This window comes from Peribacillus sp. P4_D6 (assembly GCF_056401795.1).
Genome location: NZ_JBFUIQ010000008.1, coordinates 45,794 through 64,306 on the forward strand (window position 1 = coordinate 45,794; position 18,513 = coordinate 64,306).

The 18,513-nt window shown below is 42.6% G+C and carries 12 protein-coding genes; 10 read left to right on the top strand and 2 right to left on the bottom strand.

Translation table 11 applies throughout. The features are described from left to right. The first annotated feature begins 580 nt into the window (after positions 1-580). The gene (locus AC1DVB_RS05050) at positions 581-1,993 is read left to right on the top strand and encodes a glycoside hydrolase family 18 protein (protein ID WP_477588391.1); all 1,413 of its coding nucleotides are present in this window, start codon (positions 581-583) and stop codon (positions 1,991-1,993) included. A 303-nt stretch (positions 1,994-2,296) separates the two neighbouring features. After that, positions 2,297-3,082, top strand: coding sequence for a PhzF family phenazine biosynthesis protein (locus AC1DVB_RS05055; protein ID WP_477588393.1), 786 nt, complete (start codon positions 2,297-2,299; stop codon positions 3,080-3,082). 224 nt (positions 3,083-3,306) lie between these two features. On the opposite strand, the gene AC1DVB_RS05060 is transcribed toward AC1DVB_RS05055, so the two are convergent. Beyond that, complete coding sequence (locus tag AC1DVB_RS05060; protein WP_328118117.1) at positions 3,307-3,891, bottom strand: LysE family transporter; 585 nt, start codon at positions 3,889-3,891, stop codon at positions 3,307-3,309. A 103-nt stretch (positions 3,892-3,994) separates the two neighbouring features. Here AC1DVB_RS05060 and AC1DVB_RS05065 point away from each other — a divergent pair, with 103 nt between their 5' ends. The 8 genes from AC1DVB_RS05065 (at position 3,995) to AC1DVB_RS05100 (ending at position 16,616) form a co-directional block, all read left to right on the top strand. After that, positions 3,995-4,549 (top strand): helix-turn-helix domain-containing protein, encoded by a 555-nt coding sequence (locus AC1DVB_RS05065; protein WP_477588395.1) that lies wholly within the window; start codon positions 3,995-3,997, stop codon positions 4,547-4,549. Positions 4,550-5,357: 808 nt separating this feature from the next. Further along, positions 5,358-5,678 carry a hypothetical protein gene (locus AC1DVB_RS05070; protein WP_477588397.1) on the top strand — a complete coding sequence of 107 codons (321 nt, stop codon included), beginning with the start codon at positions 5,358-5,360 and terminating at the stop codon, positions 5,676-5,678. 425 nt (positions 5,679-6,103) lie between these two features. Beyond that, complete coding sequence (locus tag AC1DVB_RS05075; RefSeq protein WP_477588399.1) at positions 6,104-8,914, top strand: bifunctional metallophosphatase/5'-nucleotidase; 2,811 nt, start codon at positions 6,104-6,106, stop codon at positions 8,912-8,914. Positions 8,915-8,968: 54 nt separating this feature from the next. Continuing rightward, the gene (locus tag AC1DVB_RS05080) at positions 8,969-13,300 is read left to right on the top strand and encodes an endonuclease (protein ID WP_477588401.1); all 4,332 of its coding nucleotides are present in this window, start codon (positions 8,969-8,971) and stop codon (positions 13,298-13,300) included. 593 nt (positions 13,301-13,893) lie between these two features. Further along, the gene (gene sdaAB, locus AC1DVB_RS05085; protein ID WP_034310833.1) at positions 13,894-14,556 is read left to right on the top strand and encodes an L-serine ammonia-lyase, iron-sulfur-dependent subunit beta; all 663 of its coding nucleotides are present in this window, start codon (positions 13,894-13,896) and stop codon (positions 14,554-14,556) included. Between the two features lie 40 nt (positions 14,557-14,596). Continuing rightward, positions 14,597-15,472 (top strand): L-serine ammonia-lyase, iron-sulfur-dependent, subunit alpha, encoded by an 876-nt coding sequence (gene sdaAA / locus AC1DVB_RS05090; protein ID WP_053536547.1) that lies wholly within the window; start codon positions 14,597-14,599, stop codon positions 15,470-15,472. 299 nt (positions 15,473-15,771) lie between these two features. Further along, positions 15,772-15,918 carry a YuzK family famiily protein gene (locus AC1DVB_RS05095; protein WP_162489976.1) on the top strand — a complete coding sequence of 49 codons (147 nt, stop codon included), beginning with the start codon at positions 15,772-15,774 and terminating at the stop codon, positions 15,916-15,918. Positions 15,919-16,076: 158 nt separating this feature from the next. After that, on the top strand, positions 16,077-16,616 hold the full coding sequence (locus AC1DVB_RS05100; protein ID WP_239859513.1) for a DinB family protein: 540 nt from the start codon (positions 16,077-16,079) through the stop codon (positions 16,614-16,616). A gap of 287 nt (positions 16,617-16,903) precedes the next feature. Here the strand turns inward: AC1DVB_RS05100 and brnQ are convergent, their stop codons facing one another. After that, positions 16,904-18,244, bottom strand: coding sequence for a branched-chain amino acid transport system II carrier protein (gene brnQ / locus AC1DVB_RS05105; RefSeq protein ID WP_477588404.1), 1,341 nt, complete (start codon positions 18,242-18,244; stop codon positions 16,904-16,906). Positions 18,245-18,513 lie beyond the last annotated feature (269 nt).

The following is an 18,513-nucleotide window of genomic DNA, read 5'->3' on the forward strand; positions in this document are numbered from 1 at the left end:
ATTCACTTTTTCATGAAGCGTTTTTGTAGTATTCACTACTTCATGCCCAACATATGGAATTAGAGAAAAAGTGAAATGTGCTCGTCATTCAGTTTTGAAATGTATTTCTGAGTCATCTTTAAACTTTTAAGCCTTCCCGGATCAGGTAAACGAATTACCTCTGAATCCACCATTTGTGTAGAGACGTCTCGATTTCTAATACCAGCAATCAGCGGCATAGTTGCTGCTAAACTAACACTGCAATCCATGGAATAGGCCAATGCTGAAATTCTTTCATGCTCATAAGCTTTGAATCTTAAATGAATCCTTTCCCTCTGAATAATAGTTCTCTTCTGGATTACTTAGGCTTCAAAATCCCCCTCTAAAAATCGTATTATCATGCCTGCAGTCTCATTTAAAATACATGGACGCCCTCCATACATTCCCTGGAATTGATAGCTGCCATTATTATTTTTTTCCCTATATCCTTTACAGGCTTATGAATACATTCATTTAATGAGTGTTGAACGCAAAAAACATATTAGGGCTATCCAGGGAATAAAATGAAAGGGATATTTTAAAGGAAAGCGGGGCTGTGCATGTGAAAATCCATGTGGTGAATAGGGGGGATTCTTTGTGGGGAATTTCCCAGCAGTATGGTGTCAGTATCAACCGGATTGTTCGGATCAATGGCCTTGAAAATCCAGATAAGCTGGTGATTGGCCTAGCTCTTTTGATTCCTGAACCTTATCTTCAGTACAGGGTTCAGCAAGGGGATACTCTAAATAATATCGCAAATCAGTTTGGAATTACGGTACAGGAAATCATGCAATCGAATCGCATCACAAATCCTTCCGCTATCTATCCAGGGCAGAGACTAACCATCCCGGTTATTTATCATACCGTAAGGGAACGAGACACCCTTTATGATATAGCGAGACGTTATGGAACGACAGTTCAGGCCATTATGCAGATGAACAGGATTACAGATCCGTCCAATATCCATATCGGACGGATAATAAGGATTCCCCAGAAACCAAAACCCATCATTGAAGTAAATGGTTTTACAAACGTTTACGGGCAAGCCGGTGCGGAGCAGGTACGTGAAGTAGCCCACGATTTGACCTACGTAAGTCCATTTGGTTATAGAATGAGGCAAGATGGCAGCTTAGAAGTCATAGATGACATCCCGACGATCCGGGCGGCACAGTCGACTGGCGTCATACCCATGATGTGCATAACGAATTTTTCCGCGACGGAAGCGGGAACTCAGCTTGCCCATACGATACTTTCCGATTTAAGTTTAGTGGAAACATTATTAACCAACGTCATAAAAACGATGAAAGATAAAGGATACCGTGGATTGAATATCGATTTTGAAAGTGTAAGACCAGAGGACCGTGATTTCTATAATCGCTTTCTCCAAAGAGCGGTGGAACGATTGCATCCTGAGGGTTACTTTGTGTCATCCTCCCTTGCCCCAAAAACTAGCGCCAATCAAAAGGGGCCATTAGTTGAGGCACATGATTATCCAGTTCACGGACGGCTGCTCGACTTCGTGGTGCTGATGACATATGAATGGGGTTACCGAAAGGGGCCGCCGCAGGCAATCTCTCCCATTAATGAAATAAAGCGTGTCCTTGACTATGCCGTAACGGTGATACCAACAAATAAAATCTTCATAGGATTTCAAATTTATGCACGGGACTGGCTTATTCCTCATGAAGAGGGACAGGAAGCAGAGACTTTCGACATGCAGGAAGCCATCAGGCGCGCCGTCCAATATAATGCAGAAATAAAATATGACGAGACAGCCCAATCCCCTTATTATAGGTACAAAGATAATCAGGGACGCACACATGAAGTTTGGTTTGAGGACGCACGCAGTGCCAAAGCCAAATTCGATCTGGTGAAGATTTACAGGTCAAGGGGTATCAGTTATTGGGTACTTGGTTATCCGTTCCCCCAGAATTGGGAACTGCTTGGGGATACATTCATTGTACGGAAACTGTAGGGTGTTTTGTTACGGCAAGGTAGATCACATAATTGATATAGTGATGGGCAGCTTTTTTTATAAAGCTGTCTATTTTAGTGATTTCGAAATGCACTACAAGAATTACCGGTTTTTTATGACAACGTTTAAAATCGTCTGGAACCTGAGTAGATAAAGGGACTTAATCGAGGACGCCATATGGTGGTCCTTTTCATATTAATGAGAACTCTTTAAAAAACCAAGGGAATGGTCATTCAAAAAAGGAAAAGGGCTCCTCATTGTGGAATTAGGAGACTAGAATATCACTTACCGGAGGCACATTTTATGGAACTAACCATTATAAATACGTTTACAGATCAACCTTTTAATGGAAACCCTGCTGCAGTCTGCCTTCTTACCGGGGAAAGTGACAGCGAGTGGATGCAGAGAATAGCTAAAGAGATTAATATGCCTGTTACCGCTTTTATTCAACCTCATAATGGTGAATGGAAGCTGCGATGGTTCACACCTTCTATTGAAATCCCGATTTGTGGACATGGGACGCTGGCAAGCTCTTTCTTTTTATGGGATAAAGGATACGTGCCAAGGAATCAGCCGATTGCCTATCAGACGAAAAGCGGGCTTCTCACTGCAAAATTTGTTGATGGGATGGTTCAGTTGGAATTTCCGTCATTAAGGGAGAAGGAGACCGCTGCCCCTGATTTACTGATAAAAGCTTTAGGAGTTATGCCTGCGTATGTTGGGCACAACAAATGGGATCTTCTAGTCGAAGTTCAATCAGAGGAAATCGTAAGGAATTTAAAGCCGGATATAGACTCCATTGCCCAAGTGCCGGTTCGGGGCGTCATCGTGACGAGTCAATCCGATAACAATGAATATGATTTCGTTTCACGTTTCTTTTCCCCTGCCCAAGGCCTTGACGAAGATCAAGTAACGGGCTCGGCCCATTGCTGTCTGGGACCCTATTGGAAAAGCAAGCTGGACAAAAGTATTTTTATAGCTTATCAGGCATCGGAAAGAGGCGGACTGTTGAAAGTTGAAGTAACGGAAGACACAGTTAAACTTTCCGGACATGCCGTCACAATATTCGAAGGGAACTTAACCCTTTAATGCAGGGGGAAGATTTGAGTAGGTTCCATCAAAATTTTTAAAAAAGTTGATTGGAGCTGGTTTTCGAGACTCCTGCGGGAAAGGCGCTTCCAAGGGGGTTCCCACAGGCACAAAGGCACCGGGGGCGGACCGCCCGCGGAAAGCGAGTGCCTGGAGTGGAAATGAACGTTCGAAATTTACAACTCAGCAATCCTTTTTAATGAAGGTTTGCACCCTTACCCTTTTTAGTGTGTAAGAATCGAAATGGCACTATACACTAATAACAAAGCCATGATTACATTAAACTGACTTCTATACTTTGATAAAAACGTTTGAAAAACAGAACCGAACATACTCCAGCAGAACGTACTCATAAAACCAACGAAAGCCAGAAATAATGAAAAGAATAGTAAGCTGAAATTTGAAGAGTAATAAGGTAGGATGAAGGTCGATATTGCCGTGATGCCATATAAGATTCCTTTTGGATTTATGAATTGTAAAAGCATGCCTGCTATAAAACTATTGTTCTTGTCATCATTATCGTCCTTCGCTTTAGTTGAACTGGAAATGATTTTTATGGCCAGATACAGCATGTAAATTGCACCAAGGATTGTCATGATAAATTCAATCTTTGGTATGAAATTTTCAAGCAAAACATTAAAATAACTGCACAATAACATGATTACAAAAAAACCGGCACCTACTCCGAAACAAAATTTAATCGTCTTTTTTAACCCGTACTTGTTCGCAAATAACATGGCCATGATGTTATTTGGACCCGGAGTGAAACTTGTAACAAAAACAAATAGCAAAAAAGATAGTAATGGCATGGTTGACTCCCCTTTGTATGCTATAATGACCAAAAATGACACTATAACGATTTCCTTTTTATTGTACAATGCCGACGTTATATTGTAAATAAGGAGCATTTATATGGAAGAAATAAATTTTATTATTGCTAACAATTTAAAAGTCATCAGGGAAAGTAAGAAATTAAGTCTTGAAAAGGTTGCAGAATTGACTGGAGTAAGCAAAACGATGATTGGACAAATAGAAAGGGGAGGATCAAGCCCTACGATTACAACGATTTGGAAAATAGCCAATGGATTAAAGATTTCATTTTCTTCACTGATAAATAGTCCGCAGCCGGATACAAAAATTGTTTTAAAAAGTGAAATTCAATCATTATCTGAAGATAACGGCAAATATCGAGTTTATCCCCACTTTCCCTTTGAGGATGAGAAGCGCTTTGAAGTATATTCAGTCGAGATAGAAAAAGGTGGATTCCTAAGTTCCGATTCGCATAGGGAAGGAACAGAAGAGTACATAACTGTTTTTGAAGGGGAAGTGACAGTACGTGTAAATAACGAAGAATATACGGTCAGGAATGGTGATTCTATCAGGTTCAAGGCTGACAGACCGCATGCCTACCATAATTCAGGGGATACAATAACTCGATTAAGCATGATCTTATATTATCCAACTTAAAAAGTAATGTAGTTCTGTTAATATATCTTAGCAAATCCCCAATGGATTGACTGTTGGTATGGTCTGCCTGTTGGGGATTTTCTGGTTTTCTTACAGAATCGGCTCTTTTTATTTAGTCTTCTTCAAGCCCAATTACTTGAAGTGCAATATTTCACAATGTCTATAAACTATATTTAACCTTCCCCTACTAATATAGAAATGTACCTACTTATCCACTGTAAGAAACCCTTGGAGGATTCGTCCATCCTGCACCAAGGCGTCTCTTGATTCTCGCAATACGCCAATTTCCTATAACCCACATTGATGGAAGAAATTTGCGAAACTCCTGCCGAATAACTGGCTAACCAAGACCCCGGAGACGCTTGCTTTGATATGGATTGGCAGAAAGTCGGCGGAAAGGGAGCGGATTTCCGAAAGGGGGTATGTGTAATGATTTACACTCCAGGCACTCGCTTTCCGCGGGCGGTCCGGGAGCCTCCTCGGCGCTCGCCTGCGGGGTCTCCATTGGCCACGCTTTTCCCGCAGGAGTCTCGCACCTTACGTTCCAATCAACTGGAAACTTCTCTTTTTAGAAATATTTTAGGAAAACTGGCTCTTCTTCTCCAATTCGTCTACAGTCTGGCGGTTCCGCCAATTTTCCGGCAAAAGGAGTTGTGAATTGCTCTCGCCCCGAACCATGAATTTAAAAGAAGACTAGAATATCCTTAATGTTTTTTTACTATAATCCTCATTGGATGGAAGAAATCTGCGACACTCCTGCCGAAATACTGGCTAGCCGAGACCCCGGAGTCGCCTGAGTCGAGGAGGCTTGGCAGCCAGTCGGCGGAAAGGGAGCGGRTTTCTGRAATCAACTGGAACGTTCCTTGAAAAAAACTGTAAGCAAACTGGCTTTCTTAGAATTTGTCTACTATTAGAGGTTCGGAATAGTCTCATCCCGAACCAGGATTTTATAAGTAAACTAGTATCCTTAATGTTGTTTTTCAGTACCCCTCATTGGATGGAAGAAATTTACGACACTCCTGCCGAATATCTGGCTAGCAAGACCCCACAGCCGCTTGAGTCGATGAGGCTTGGCGGCCAGTCGGCGGAAAGGGAGCGGGTTTCTGAAATCAGCTGGAATGTTCTTTGAAAAAACCGCAGGCAAACTCGCTTTTCTTCGAATTTATGTACAGTCAGAGAGAGAGCAAAATCTCTCTCTTTTTTATTTTTGGTTAAATTAGGTATAAAGGCCAAGGGTGATACCGACCAAAACTGATGCTATTTTACTAGTGAATCGTTTTTTTGATATATCATCTATCTGTTACTAGGTATTTTAGGGTGACTATAATGAAAATATTCTGTTAATATTCGGTGTGGTATTGTAAATTTGTTTTAAAATTGGATTATTTTGTTGTAATATAGGAGATACACGAATCTTTAGAGGAAAAAAGTAGGGTGGATTTGTGTATGGGTAAGTAAATTTGTCGGAATTCAGTTTTTGGAAAAGCGTGTCAATTATATGGATAAGTTAGCAGAATGTTATGCCAGTATAGAACTAATGGGGGGATTACGATAATGGGGAAAAAGAAAATCGTAAAAATTGCTTCAGCTACCATAATGGCTGCGACAACGATCGTAGCAGTAGCGCCGGTACCATCGGATGCTGCCACTAGCCTGAATAGTAAAATCAAAACGGCCAAGGCCGCCATCAAAAAACCATTCGATACCTATTTCTACACTTCTAAACTCGCTTCAGTGTCCACTATTGAAAAACAAATCAAGTCTGCAAAACAAGCAAAAAAAGACATCAACTCTACCATTAAAAAATCAATGTTAAGCAAAAAAGAAAAAGATGCCAAATACAAAGAAATCGAAGCTTATGATAAGTACATTACTCGTTCGGAAGGTTATGTAAAAGGATATAAAGCGGCTGAGAAAGCAAAAGCTGCACATGGCAAATCGATTGGCAACCTTACGAATTCGATACTTGCCAAGAAATCCATTGATATCAGGAATCAATAMGAGGCACTGGATAAAGCCGTGAAAAAGGCAGATAAGGATATTAAAGATACGGTTTACGGTGCGAAAATCGAAAAGCTCCTATACGATAAATTCACTAAAGCGACCAAAACAGCTTTGAACGGTGACCTGAAAGTTCCATACTACTATGAAAAAGCTGCTTACTGGGTGAAGAAAGGTGATTTGAAGACCGCGGATAAGCGCATGCAAACCGTTTCTTCGCAATTGAAGAAGGTCAGCAAAACATCCAAGCTCGGAAAAGGCATACACGCCTATGTTAAAGAAGTGAAAGGTAAGTATGATGAGGCGGTATATGCAGAAAAGAAAAAAGAAGTGGCAAAGCGGGTCAATGCCTATGTAGCTCTTGCCAATGGGGAACTTAAAACGAAAGAACAGATAAACGCGGCTAAAAAAGCGAAAGCAGCGATTCATTTAAATGGAATCAAGGAGTCGGACCGAAAGGAATTCCTTTCGAAAATGGCATTGGCGGATAAGAAAGTCGCTGCCGCTGAAGAAGCTTTGAAAAATCCTGCGAAAGCGATCACGCTTTCCTTGATGCATACGAATGACACGCATGCCCACTTGGATAATGTGGCCAAAAGGGTGACGGCTGTTAAGGAAGTGCGTAAGAATAAGCCGCAAGCTCTTTTAGTTGATGCAGGTGATGTATTCTCGGGAACTCTCTATTTTAATGAATTGAAAGGGCAAGCGGATCTTCGCTTCATGAATTTAATGAAATATGACGTCATGACATTCGGGAATCATGAGTTTGATTTGGGTTCCAGCGCCGAAGGTCATCAAGCTTTGGCTGACTTCATCAAAGGGGCAAAGTTCCCGTTTGTCAGTTCCAATGTGGACTTCTCCAAAGATGATAAGTTCAAGGGACTATTCTCGGACCTGATTTCAAGTAAGCCGGAGCAAGGGAAGATATACAATGGCATCATAAAACAAGTGGATGGCCAAAAGGTAGGGTTCTTCGGGCTTACAACTGAAGAGACGAAAGATATTTCAAGCCCAGGAAGTATAGAATTCGAAAACTATCTAGAAGAAGCCGAAAAGGCGGTCAAGGCCTTCAAAGGCATGGGGGTCAATAAGATCGTTGCCGTATCCCATATCGGTTACGATGACAATGCAGCCTATGACAATGATTTGACAYTAGCTGCCAAGGTCAAGGGCATCGATGTGATCGTGGGCGGACATAGCCATACGCAGTTGGACGCCCCCGTTGTTGTCGACAAAGATGATAAAGGCAAAACGAAAGAGCCGACTGTCATCGTCCAAGGGTATCAATATAGCGACTATTTAGGAACGATCGATGTGGAATTCGATAAGCAAGGCAAGATTGTCGGACAAGCCGGTCAGCTGATTAAGCTTTCTGAAAAACAGGATGATGCCGAAGCGGCAAAAGTGCTCGAAACCTATTCCTCGAAGATTAAGGAACTGAAGGAAACGAAGACAGGTGCAACAGCTGTGAAGGCCTTGGAAACACCGCGTGATGCAGGGGATGCAACCAAGCCGAGCGTCCGCAAAAATGAAACGGAACTGGGTAATTTAATTACGGATGGAATGCTTAGTAAAGCGAAGGAATTCAATAAGGATACGGCAATCGCATTCCAAAATGGCGGGGGAATCCGCGCTGGCATCGATCAAGGTGAAATCACTTTAGGGGAAATCCTCACCGTTTTGCCGTTTGGGAATACGTTAGCGACGATGAAGCTTACGGGTGCAGAAATCAATGAAGCATTAGAGCATAGTGTAAGCCTCGCCCCTAAGGAAAATGGCGGCTTCCTGCATGTTTCCGGAATGAGATTCAGCTACGACACTTCGAAGGAAGCAGGCAATCGTGTGACAAAGGCAGAAGTCCTTGGACAAGATGGAACATATTCCGAATTGGATCCAGCGAAGGAATATGTCGTGGCGACCAATGCTTTTACAGCCAAGGGCGGAGATGGATTCACCGTTTTCAAGAAGGCTTATGAAGAAGGAAGAGTTACGGATATCGGACTCGCTGATTGGGAGAATTTACGTGATTATGTAAGCGGGCTGAAAACTGTCGATCCAAGCATCGAAGGACGCATCAAGGATGTGGCGGGAAGCCATACAGATCCGACTGTGGTATTGGCTAAAGACTTTGGCGGAACGGCTGATGCGCCAAAAACACATGAAGGCAATGTAGTTGTGGATATCGCGGATATTGCTTCATTGGAACATGCAGTGGTTAAAGGGAATCTTACATTAACGGGAACTCCTCCGGATGATTTTACTTTTTCAGAGGTTACAGTAGAGGGTGATTTGGATTTATCGGGACTTAACGGTAAGAACGTAAGCCTGAGCGGTGTCACGGTGAATGGCGAAACCATTCTTTAAGCGGTTTTCAAATGATTGCTGAGCCTATGGAAAAAAGTTGGAGGGGTTGAGATCTTGAAGAAGAACGGGATAAGCAAGCTTTTCTTTGCCATACTGATCGTACTGTCAACGGTTCTGCCAAATGCAGCCGCAGCAAATGCCGAAGGGACAATATCGGTCGTGGAAGCGATTAATAATAACAGCGGAACGGCGACGGTGAAGGGATATATCGTCGGTACAGCTAAAAGCGGTACAAGCTATCAACAAACATCGCCTTTTACTGAAAGTACGAACATAGGCATTGCCGATAGTCCGGATGAAACGGATGTTAAGAAAATCATGCCTGTTCAGCTTCCGGCCGGAAGTATCCGAACGGCCTTGAATTTGGTCGAACATCCGGAATTACTTAAAGCGCAGGTGACGATTACGGGGAAGCTGGAAAAGTACTTTTCAGTACCCGGCCTGAAATCCGCAACGGATTTCACGATCATCACTGATGGGGGAACAACACCTGAACAGCCTGATGTGAAGGTTCTTGATTCCATTGCCGAGGCGCGCACGAATACGGAAGATGTCGTGCAGGTCGATGGGGTGGTCACGACGGGACTTGGTTATTGGGGAGGAAAAGGTTTTTATATCCAAGATGAAACGGCAGGGCTATATGTTTATGGTTCTTCGTGGCCTGCGGAAGTAAAGCAAGGGGATAAGGTTAGATTAATCGGACAAGTATCCGCTTATAATAAGGAATTACAAATCCAACCAACTTCCCTTGAAGTCGTATCTTCTGATAATGAACTTCCTGTAATCCAAAAGATTGATGCCTCAGGGGTAAATGAGGATACACAAGGTGAGCTGGTCACTATCGATAAGGCGACCATTACAGAATTGGCCCCATCGGGCACATACGGAACATTCGAATTCAAAGCGGAAGATATTGAAGGGAAATCCGTCATCGTTCGCCATGATAACCGGACCGGTTCGAGCTATGAAGATTTCGTGAAAAGCTTTAAAGCAGGGGATGTCATTTCCGTAACCGGAATCGGATCGAGGTTCAATGACACGTACCAGTTGAAGCCGCGTGGTATTGAAGATTATGAACTGGTGAACAAACCGGCCGTTTACACGGATATTTTCCCTGGTACGGTTAGTGAAAATACAAAGGTATCACTTGAATCTGGTTGGGAAGGAGCGAAAATCCATTATACGCTGGATGGATCCGCACCAACGTCTTCAAGTGCTGTGTACACAGAACCTATCATTTTAACGAAAGATACGGTCATCAAGGCAATCGCTGTCAACGACAAGACATCGGAAGTTTTCACATTTGCCTATACCGTTAACAAAACCACTGAAGTGAAGATTCGTGACATTCAGGGGATGAATCATTTTTCATCTTATGAAACTCAACTCGTCTCAGGTGTGGAAGGTGTCGTCACTTATGTAAAAGATGCGAATAACTTTTACATGCAAGATCCCAACCCGGATAAGGACTTAACGACTTCCGAGGGAATACTTGTGTATAACAAAGCGCATGGCCTAAAAGCGGGCGATCATGTCAAAGTGGCAGGTAAAGTCGCCGAATGGTATATCGAAGGATACGCTGAAATGAAAACGACGGATCTGCCAACAACTGAATTGACCAATACGACGATTGAAAAGCTTGGCACTGCATCGATGCCAGAACCGATCGTCATCGGAAAGGATGTCATTCCGCCGTCTGAGAACATTGATGATGATAGATTGACAGATTTTAATCCGGGTGAAGACGGTATTGATTTCTACGAGAGTCTGGAAGGAATGCTTGTAGAAGTATATAACCCGAAAGTGGTTGCTCCCCAAGACTATGGTGAATTGGTCGTGATCCCAGGGAATATGGAAACGACGACTGCAGTTGGAGGCGTCAAAATAACGGAAATGGATTTCAACCCTGAAAGAATTACCCTGGATATAAATGATGAATCATTTGCAGCCAAAACGGGTGATTTCTTTGAAAGCCCKGTTACCGGTGTAATCAGCTATGGATATAGCAACTATAGGGTAGTGACGGATAAAGCTAAGCTGCCTGAGTTAAAGGATGGCGGTGCGGTCCGGGAAGTGACATCTTTAGAGAAGGATGCTGATGAGCTATCGATCGCTTCCTATAATATAGAGAATTTCTCCACTCAAACCGCTAATTCGAAAGTTGAAACGATCGCAACATCCATCATTGCCAATCTTAAACAACCCGATATCATCGGGGTAACTGAAATGCAGGATAACGATGGGGCAACAGATAGCGGGACAACCGATTCTGCCCAAAGTGCCAAGATGTTAACCGACAAAATAAAAGAGCTGGGCGGACCGCAATATCAATACATCGATATCGCTCCGGAAGATAAACTTGATGGCGGTGCACCTGGCGGGAATATACGTGTAGGCTTTTTATATAATGTCGACCGTGTCAAATTGACTGAAGGAACGAAAGGGACGGCAACACAGGCCGTGGCTTTCAAAGATGGAAAACTCACCTTGAACCCTGGACGAATCGAGCCTGCCGATCCCGCCTTCAAATCAAGCAGGAAGCCCTTAGCGGCTCAATTCGAATTTAAAGGCGAAAGCGTAGTGGTGGTGGCCAATCATTTCAATTCCAAGGGCGGTGACCAGCCGTTATTCGGCAAAAACCAGCCACCTGTCCTTTCAAGTGAAACGCAAAGGCTTCAAATTGCCTCGATCGTCAATCGGTTTGTCAGTGATATCAAGTCACAGGATGCCGAAGCGAATATCGTCTTGCTTGGAGACTTTAATGATTTTGAATTTTCGGCTCCGCTTAAAACATTGAAGGGCAAGGATTTAACCAATATGATCGAGAAAGTCCCTTTTGAAAAACGTTATTCTTACACATATCAAGGCAACTCACAAGTACTGGACCATATCCTGGTATCGAATAATATGGCCGCGGCCACAAAAGTCGATATTGTCCATATTAATTCATCCTTCATGGAAGTTCACGGAAGGGCTAGTGATCATGACCCCGTACTGATTTCAACCATTTTATCTGAATCAGGCGGAGTTGAAACTCCCGCACCAGAAAAAACATATAATCTGACAAAGGTTATAACAAAAAAACTTACGATTGCTTCACCTAGTGCTTTGATCGATATTGACGAAACATCCAGCATCGAAGAAGGTATCTGGTTAAAAGGTTCATATGCTGTACTCAAAGGCCTTGGGCTGAAGAATGCTGCTGTGACGATTAAACCGGATAAGGATGGTGCAATCATTGATTTTGGCGGCATGGCGGTGAAGGAAGTCATCATTGATAATGCCCATGTAAAAGAAATCAGAGGCGCTGAAAATGTTCAGAAATGGTCGGTAACAGAAGGTGTCGACACAACGAATATCAAATTTGTCGATTCCAAGGGGGAAGCAATTGCTTCCCCTTTCGACCCTAAAGAAAATCATGCGCCCGTCTTAACGAAAACACTGGAAAATCTTGAAGTGAAAGCCGGTTCAAAGGTCACCATCGATTTAAGTGAGCACTTCTCAGATCCTGATGGGGATAAGCTGACCTTTTCATCCACTATCGGTACAGTCACCGGCCAGACATTAACGCTTCCTGCAAATGAAGCTGGAACATACCTTGTCGCAGTCAAGGCCGAGGACCAGCTATCGGAAACGGTTGCCCGTTTCACGTTGACCGTATCGAATGATAAGCCGCTTGAAGCTTATTACGAAACAGCGGCAGGAAAAACGGGAACGGAATTGAAAGCGGTTCTGCACTCGATAATTAAGGACCATACGATGTTATCTTATGATCAAGTGTGGAATGCCCTTAAAGAAACGGATGAAGATCCGGTGAACAAACAGAATGTCATCTTGCTTTACTCTGGAAAATCGATCTCGGAGAACGCGAATGGGGGCAATGCCGGACAATGGAACCGCGAACATGTTTGGGCAAAGTCCCACGGTGATTTTGGGACAAGCAAAGGTCCCGGGACAGACCTTCATCACCTCCGTCCCGCTGATGTGACAGTCAATGGAAAACGGGGCCACCTTGATTTCGACGAGGGGGGTCAAACATATAGTGGATGTGAATGTAAGTTTGATTCAGATTCATGGGAGCCGCCAGACCATGTTAAAGGCGATATAGCACGGATGCTATTTTACATGGCCGTCCGATATGAAGGAAACGGCGAGTTGGATCTTGAATTATCAGATACAGTCAATACGTATCCGAAGCCGCTTCATGGAAAGCTATCGACACTCTTGAAATGGAATGAGCTCGATCCAGTCGACGATTTCGAGAGCCATCGCAATGATGTCATTCAGGATTGGCAAAATAACCGCAATCCATTCATCGACCATCCTGAATGGGCATCCGAAATTTGGGGTGCCGCTGAATCCAGAGATGAAAAAAAGGCGAGTTAAATCGGAGATCGAAGGGAAAAGCAGCCTGATGGCTGCTTTCAGACTGTAGACAAACTCGATGAAATCGAGTTTGTCTATTTTTATGGCTTGTACAATTTGAATGTTGATTTCCACTCCAGGCACTCGCTTTCCGCGCGGTCCGGGAAGCCTCCTCGGCGCCTTTGCGCCTGCGGAGTCTCCCCTGGACACGTTTTCCCGCAGGAGTCACGAACACCCGCTACGATCAGCTTAGTTATAAAATTAGATGCAAACCGTACTGATCGGTTGAAGGAATTGCTTTGGGTCAGCTGGTTTAGGAACATCCTTATTAAAAGTGGCCGCCAGGCTGCTTTTTTTTTTTTTTCTTCAAATTTAAAGGATAAAGGTTAATTATCTTAAAATACTGAAAAATCAAATATTATTTCTGAGTTAAATAATAAAAAAATATTGGTAGGTATGTTATGTAATATATGTTAATATGGGATATGCAATGAAAGGGTTTTCATTGCAGAAATGATAAAAATATTTTAATATAGTAATAATGCCGCTTTTTGATCTTCATTCACTTTAAAAGACGGTTAAAAAATTTATTGCCAGAAATGGGGCATTACACGATGAAATACAGATCTGCATTCGATATAATCGGTCCCGTCATGATTGGACCTTCAAGTTCACATACAGCAGGAGCTGCCAGAATTGGCAGAGTAGCAAGGACATTATTCGGAAAGCAACCGAAGAAAGCGATTATTTCTTTATATGGTTCTTTTGCAAAAACATACAGGGGACACGGTACGGATGTTGCTGTCGTAGGCGGGATCTTGGATTTCGATACGGATGATGAACGAATCCCTGCCTCTTTAACGATAGCGGAAGAAGCCGGTATGGACGTTTCCTTTACAATCGAGGATACTGTGATGGATCATCCTAATACAGTCAAAATCAGATTGTTCGACGAGGATAAGGAATTGGAACTTGTCGGGATCTCGATTGGCGGCGGAACGATAGAAATAACGGAGCTGAATACATTCAAGCTCAAATTGTCAGGGGAAAACCCAGCCATTTTAGTCGTGCATAACGATGTGTTTGGAATCATATCTTCCGTTTCGACCGTATTGGCGAATCATGAAATTAACATTGGTCATATGGAAGTCTCACGAAAAGAAAAAGGCCAAATGGCCCTCATGGTGATTGAAGTCGATCAGAAAATCCAGAGCGATGTCATGATGGAAATTGAAGGATTGGAAAACGTGTCGCAAGTCATAAGGATGGTTGAATGATCATCATTAAAAGTGCTGGCATAGATATGGAGGTAAAAACATGTTCCGAAATGTAGCAGAGTTGGTTGAACTTGCTGAAAGTAAAAATGTGAAAATCGCGGAAATCATGATTTTACAAGAAATGGAGTTCTCAGGCCTGTCGAGAGAACAGATCATCGAAAAGATGGACAGGAATTTGACAGTGATGGAACAAGCGGTGGAAAGAGGCCTGAAAGGTGTGCAATCCGTGACAGGCCTTACGGGCGGAGATGCCGTTCTTTTGCAAAATTATATCAAGTCAGGCAAGGCACTGGCAGGTAATTTATTATTGGATGCCGTCAGTAAAGCTGTTGCCACGAACGAAGTGAATGCAGCAATGGGGATGATTTGTGCCACTCCGACTGCAGGTTCTGCGGGTGTTGTGCCCGGTACATTATTTGCCGTGAAAGAAAAATTGAACCCGACCCGGGCAGAGATGATTGAATTTCTTTTCACTTCCGCTGCCTTCGGATTCGTGGTTGCAAACAATGCTTCCATTTCTGGAGCGGCTGGTGGCTGCCAAGCAGAAGTGGGCTCGGCAAGCGGAATGGCCGCAGCTGCGATAGTGGAACTGGCCGGCGGTACACCAAGCCAAGCGGCAGAAGCGATGGCGATCACTTTGAAGAATATGCTTGGATTGGTTTGTGACCCAGTGGCTGGATTGGTTGAAGTTCCTTGCGTGAAACGTAACGCAATGGGTGCATCCAACGCAATAACGGCAGCTGATATGGCACTTGCGGGCATTACGAGCCGCATTCCATGTGACGAAGTGATCGATGCCATGTATAAAATAGGATTGACCATGCCGGTTGCACTTCGTGAAACGGCAGAAGGCGGCCTGGCTGCGACTCCTACTGGGCGAAAATTGGCAAAGGAAATATTCGGTTCATATAAATAAACATCCAATCCCATTAACAAGAGGTTTGTTAATGGGATTTTTAATTTGTCTTAAAAATAAATGAGGCTATTTTTGTGAATAAAAAAAGGAAATTAGAGGAAGACCGAGGAATTTGGCGTTTTTGGACACGGAGATGGAAACAGTCGTCAAAAAATCTGAATTATCAGTGAATATGGAGCCATAGCAACTTTGTGAGTTATCCCTTTCAATGATAAGATGAGTACGAAATTCACTATGGGAAGGATTGATTCTTCATTAATTTTCTCGAACTAACGTACACGTCGGCAATGGAAAAAGCGATGTTTCAGGCTCATGGAATCGGCTATGCACAATATGCTCAAAAACTGGAGCAACGCATGATGGTTGAACAAGAACGGGAACAGGATTATTTACAGGGCAGGCGTATATCAGAGGAGATGAGAGCCAATCTTTTTTTGGGGAGCTAATTTCGATCTGCGATATCGATAACATAAACGGAAAAACCTGGAAAAGGGGCAATCGAAAAGATTGCTCTTTTTGTCCGGACATAAAGGATATTTTTCCATTAAAAAGAAGGAAACAACACTTTTAAATAGAATGTACGTTCATGAAGAGGAGGATGGTCTTGTTGGAGAGAAGAGCATTGCTTGTATCAGCATTACCGGGTTATGATGAGGAAATTGGGCGGTGGCTATGGTGTTTAGAAGATGTTCGCCGTACGCTTATATCGGAATTGACTGGAATCAGCCAAAATATACTCGATTCGAAAATCGATGAAAGGCAAACGATTGGCTCGATGTTATATCACATCGCTCTGATAGAGGCAGATTGGTTATACGAAGAGGTCCTTGTTACGGAATGGGATTCGGAAATATCCGCGTTGTTTCCAGTAGGGTGCCGTGCTGAAGATGGCTCCCTAAATCATATTGAAGGACAAACATTGGACGAACATTTCTACCGACTCAATAAGGTGCGTGAGGTATTTCTTTCAAACTTCCGCACGATGGACCTGACGGATTGGCGTAAACCGAGGGTACTTGATCAATATGACGTCACACCTGAATGGGTCGTTTACCATTTGATTGAACATGAATCACATCATCGAGGTCAGATTTTCCAATTGCTGAAGAAATTACGGAATAAATGTGAAATTAAAGAAATGTGATGTTTTTATCCCTGCTATCAACATGGTCTCACCCCGAACCATGATTTTAAAACAGGACTGGATTATCCTTAGTGTTTTTTACCGTTATCCACAGGAATGTTTAATAAATAAAGAACCCGAAGACAAACTTGCTTTTCTTTCAGTCTGGAGCTGCCTTTATGGCAGAAAAATTAGCCATAAAAAACACCCCGTAAATGTTAGTTTGGTGTCTAACATTTACGGGGCAGTTCAACTCGCTTATCTCGAGTTCGTCTACAGTTTATATGCCTGGACTGACTTTATATCATTTAATCTATTTGGTGATCATGACCGAATTTCGACTTTAAGACGCTGCTTGCATACCCGATGAATCCTCCAACAATGGCAGGGACGATCCACCCAAGCCCAGCTTCATACATAGGAAGTATTGCAGTGAAAAAATCATTGATGAATGTAATGTGTACACCTGCTCCATTTAATCCATCAAATAGACTGACGATGAATGTTAAAAGTAAGCTGCCTTGATAAACTTCAGGTCTTCCCTTAAATAAGGAATGAAGAAATGTTAGGAAGATCAAAACAATGGCTAATGGATAAATGGCTGTCATAACCGGTACTGAAATGGCAATTAACTCAGTTAGTCCAATATTGGCAATGATTGCACTGAAAATGGATAAACTTATGGCAATCGTTTTGTAAGGCAGACTTGGAAATAGTTTATGGAAGTACGTCGAGCAAGAGGTAATGAGTCCTACGCTCGTCGTAATACAAGCTACTGTGATCATTAATCCCAATAATAGCCCACCATATGATCCAAAGTAGTAATCCGRGACTTTCGCCAAGATAATGCCTCCATTATCCAAGCGTCCAAGTTCCCCAACGCTTGAAGCACCCATATAAGAGAGAGCTGTATAAATGGTAGCAAGGATAACCGCCGCAATGGCAGTCGCTTTTCCACAAACGATCATGATTTGTTTTTTTGTTTTGGCACCTTTTTCTTTGATGGCATTAATGATGATGATGCCAAAAACAAAAGATGCAAGAGTATCCATGGTTAAATATCCTTCTCTGAACCCGTTGAAAAATGGTTGAACCATATAGTGCTCGGCAGGTGCTTCAAAATCTCCAATTGGATTAACGAAAGCGACTACCACCAGGATTCCAATGAACGTCAACTTGATGGGTGTCAAAACTTTCCCCACAATTTCGACAATTTTCGCGGGATTGAGCGAAAGAAGGCATGAAACTGTAAAAAAGATGATGGTGAAAATAAGTAAAGGCAATGGACCTGGATCTTCAGGCAAAAAAGGTTTTACACCGATCTCAAAAGAAACGTTACCTGTTCTAGGCATGGCGAATAATGGACCAATGGCTAAATAAAGAATGGTTGTGAATATAATACCAAAGACTGGATGGACACGGCTTGCTAATGATTGTAAGTCATCTTTACCAGAAAAACCGAGTGCCAGCACACCAAGTAACGGTAATCCTACTCCTGTGACCAAAAACCCTGCATTAGCCGACCAGATATTCGTACCTGCCGATTGACCAAGCATTGGCGGGAAAATTAAATTCCCTGCACCGAAGAAAAGGGCAAATAACATGAACCCAATCACTACTATAAATGAAGATGGAACCTTATTAGACAAAATAAACCCTCCGACCAAAATTTGCTATTTTAGAAAATTATTAAATTTTCTAAAAATTATATAAACAGTAATACTAAGACCGTACAGTATTATAACTAAATTAAATTGATATTTCAATATATTTTTTGTTTTTTATTATTTCCCTTGATGATCAGTGATCCGCCCTTATCTTATTTTGAACATTTAAAGGCTGCTCATACTCATGAAATTTGAAATATAAAGGAAATGAGGATACGGAAAAAACTGCTTTGCGTCGCGCAGTTTGAGCT

What these genes read in the sequence shown, in the direction of transcription:
- sdaAA (WP_053536547.1), top strand. Translation starts at nt 14,597, where the DNA reads ATGTTCCGAAATGTAGCAGAGTTGGTTGAACTTGCTGAAAGTAAAAAT.
- AC1DVB_RS05060 (WP_328118117.1), bottom strand. Translation starts at nt 3,891, where the DNA reads ATGCCATTACTATCTTTTTTGCTATTTGTTTTTGTTACAAGTTTCACT.
- sdaAB (WP_034310833.1), top strand. Translation starts at nt 13,894, where the DNA reads ATGAAATACAGATCTGCATTCGATATAATCGGTCCCGTCATGATTGGA.
- AC1DVB_RS05065 (WP_477588395.1), top strand. Translation starts at nt 3,995, where the DNA reads ATGGAAGAAATAAATTTTATTATTGCTAACAATTTAAAAGTCATCAGG.
- AC1DVB_RS05095 (WP_162489976.1), top strand. Translation starts at nt 15,772, where the DNA reads ATGTTTCAGGCTCATGGAATCGGCTATGCACAATATGCTCAAAAACTG.
- AC1DVB_RS05055 (WP_477588393.1), top strand. Translation starts at nt 2,297, where the DNA reads ATGGAACTAACCATTATAAATACGTTTACAGATCAACCTTTTAATGGA.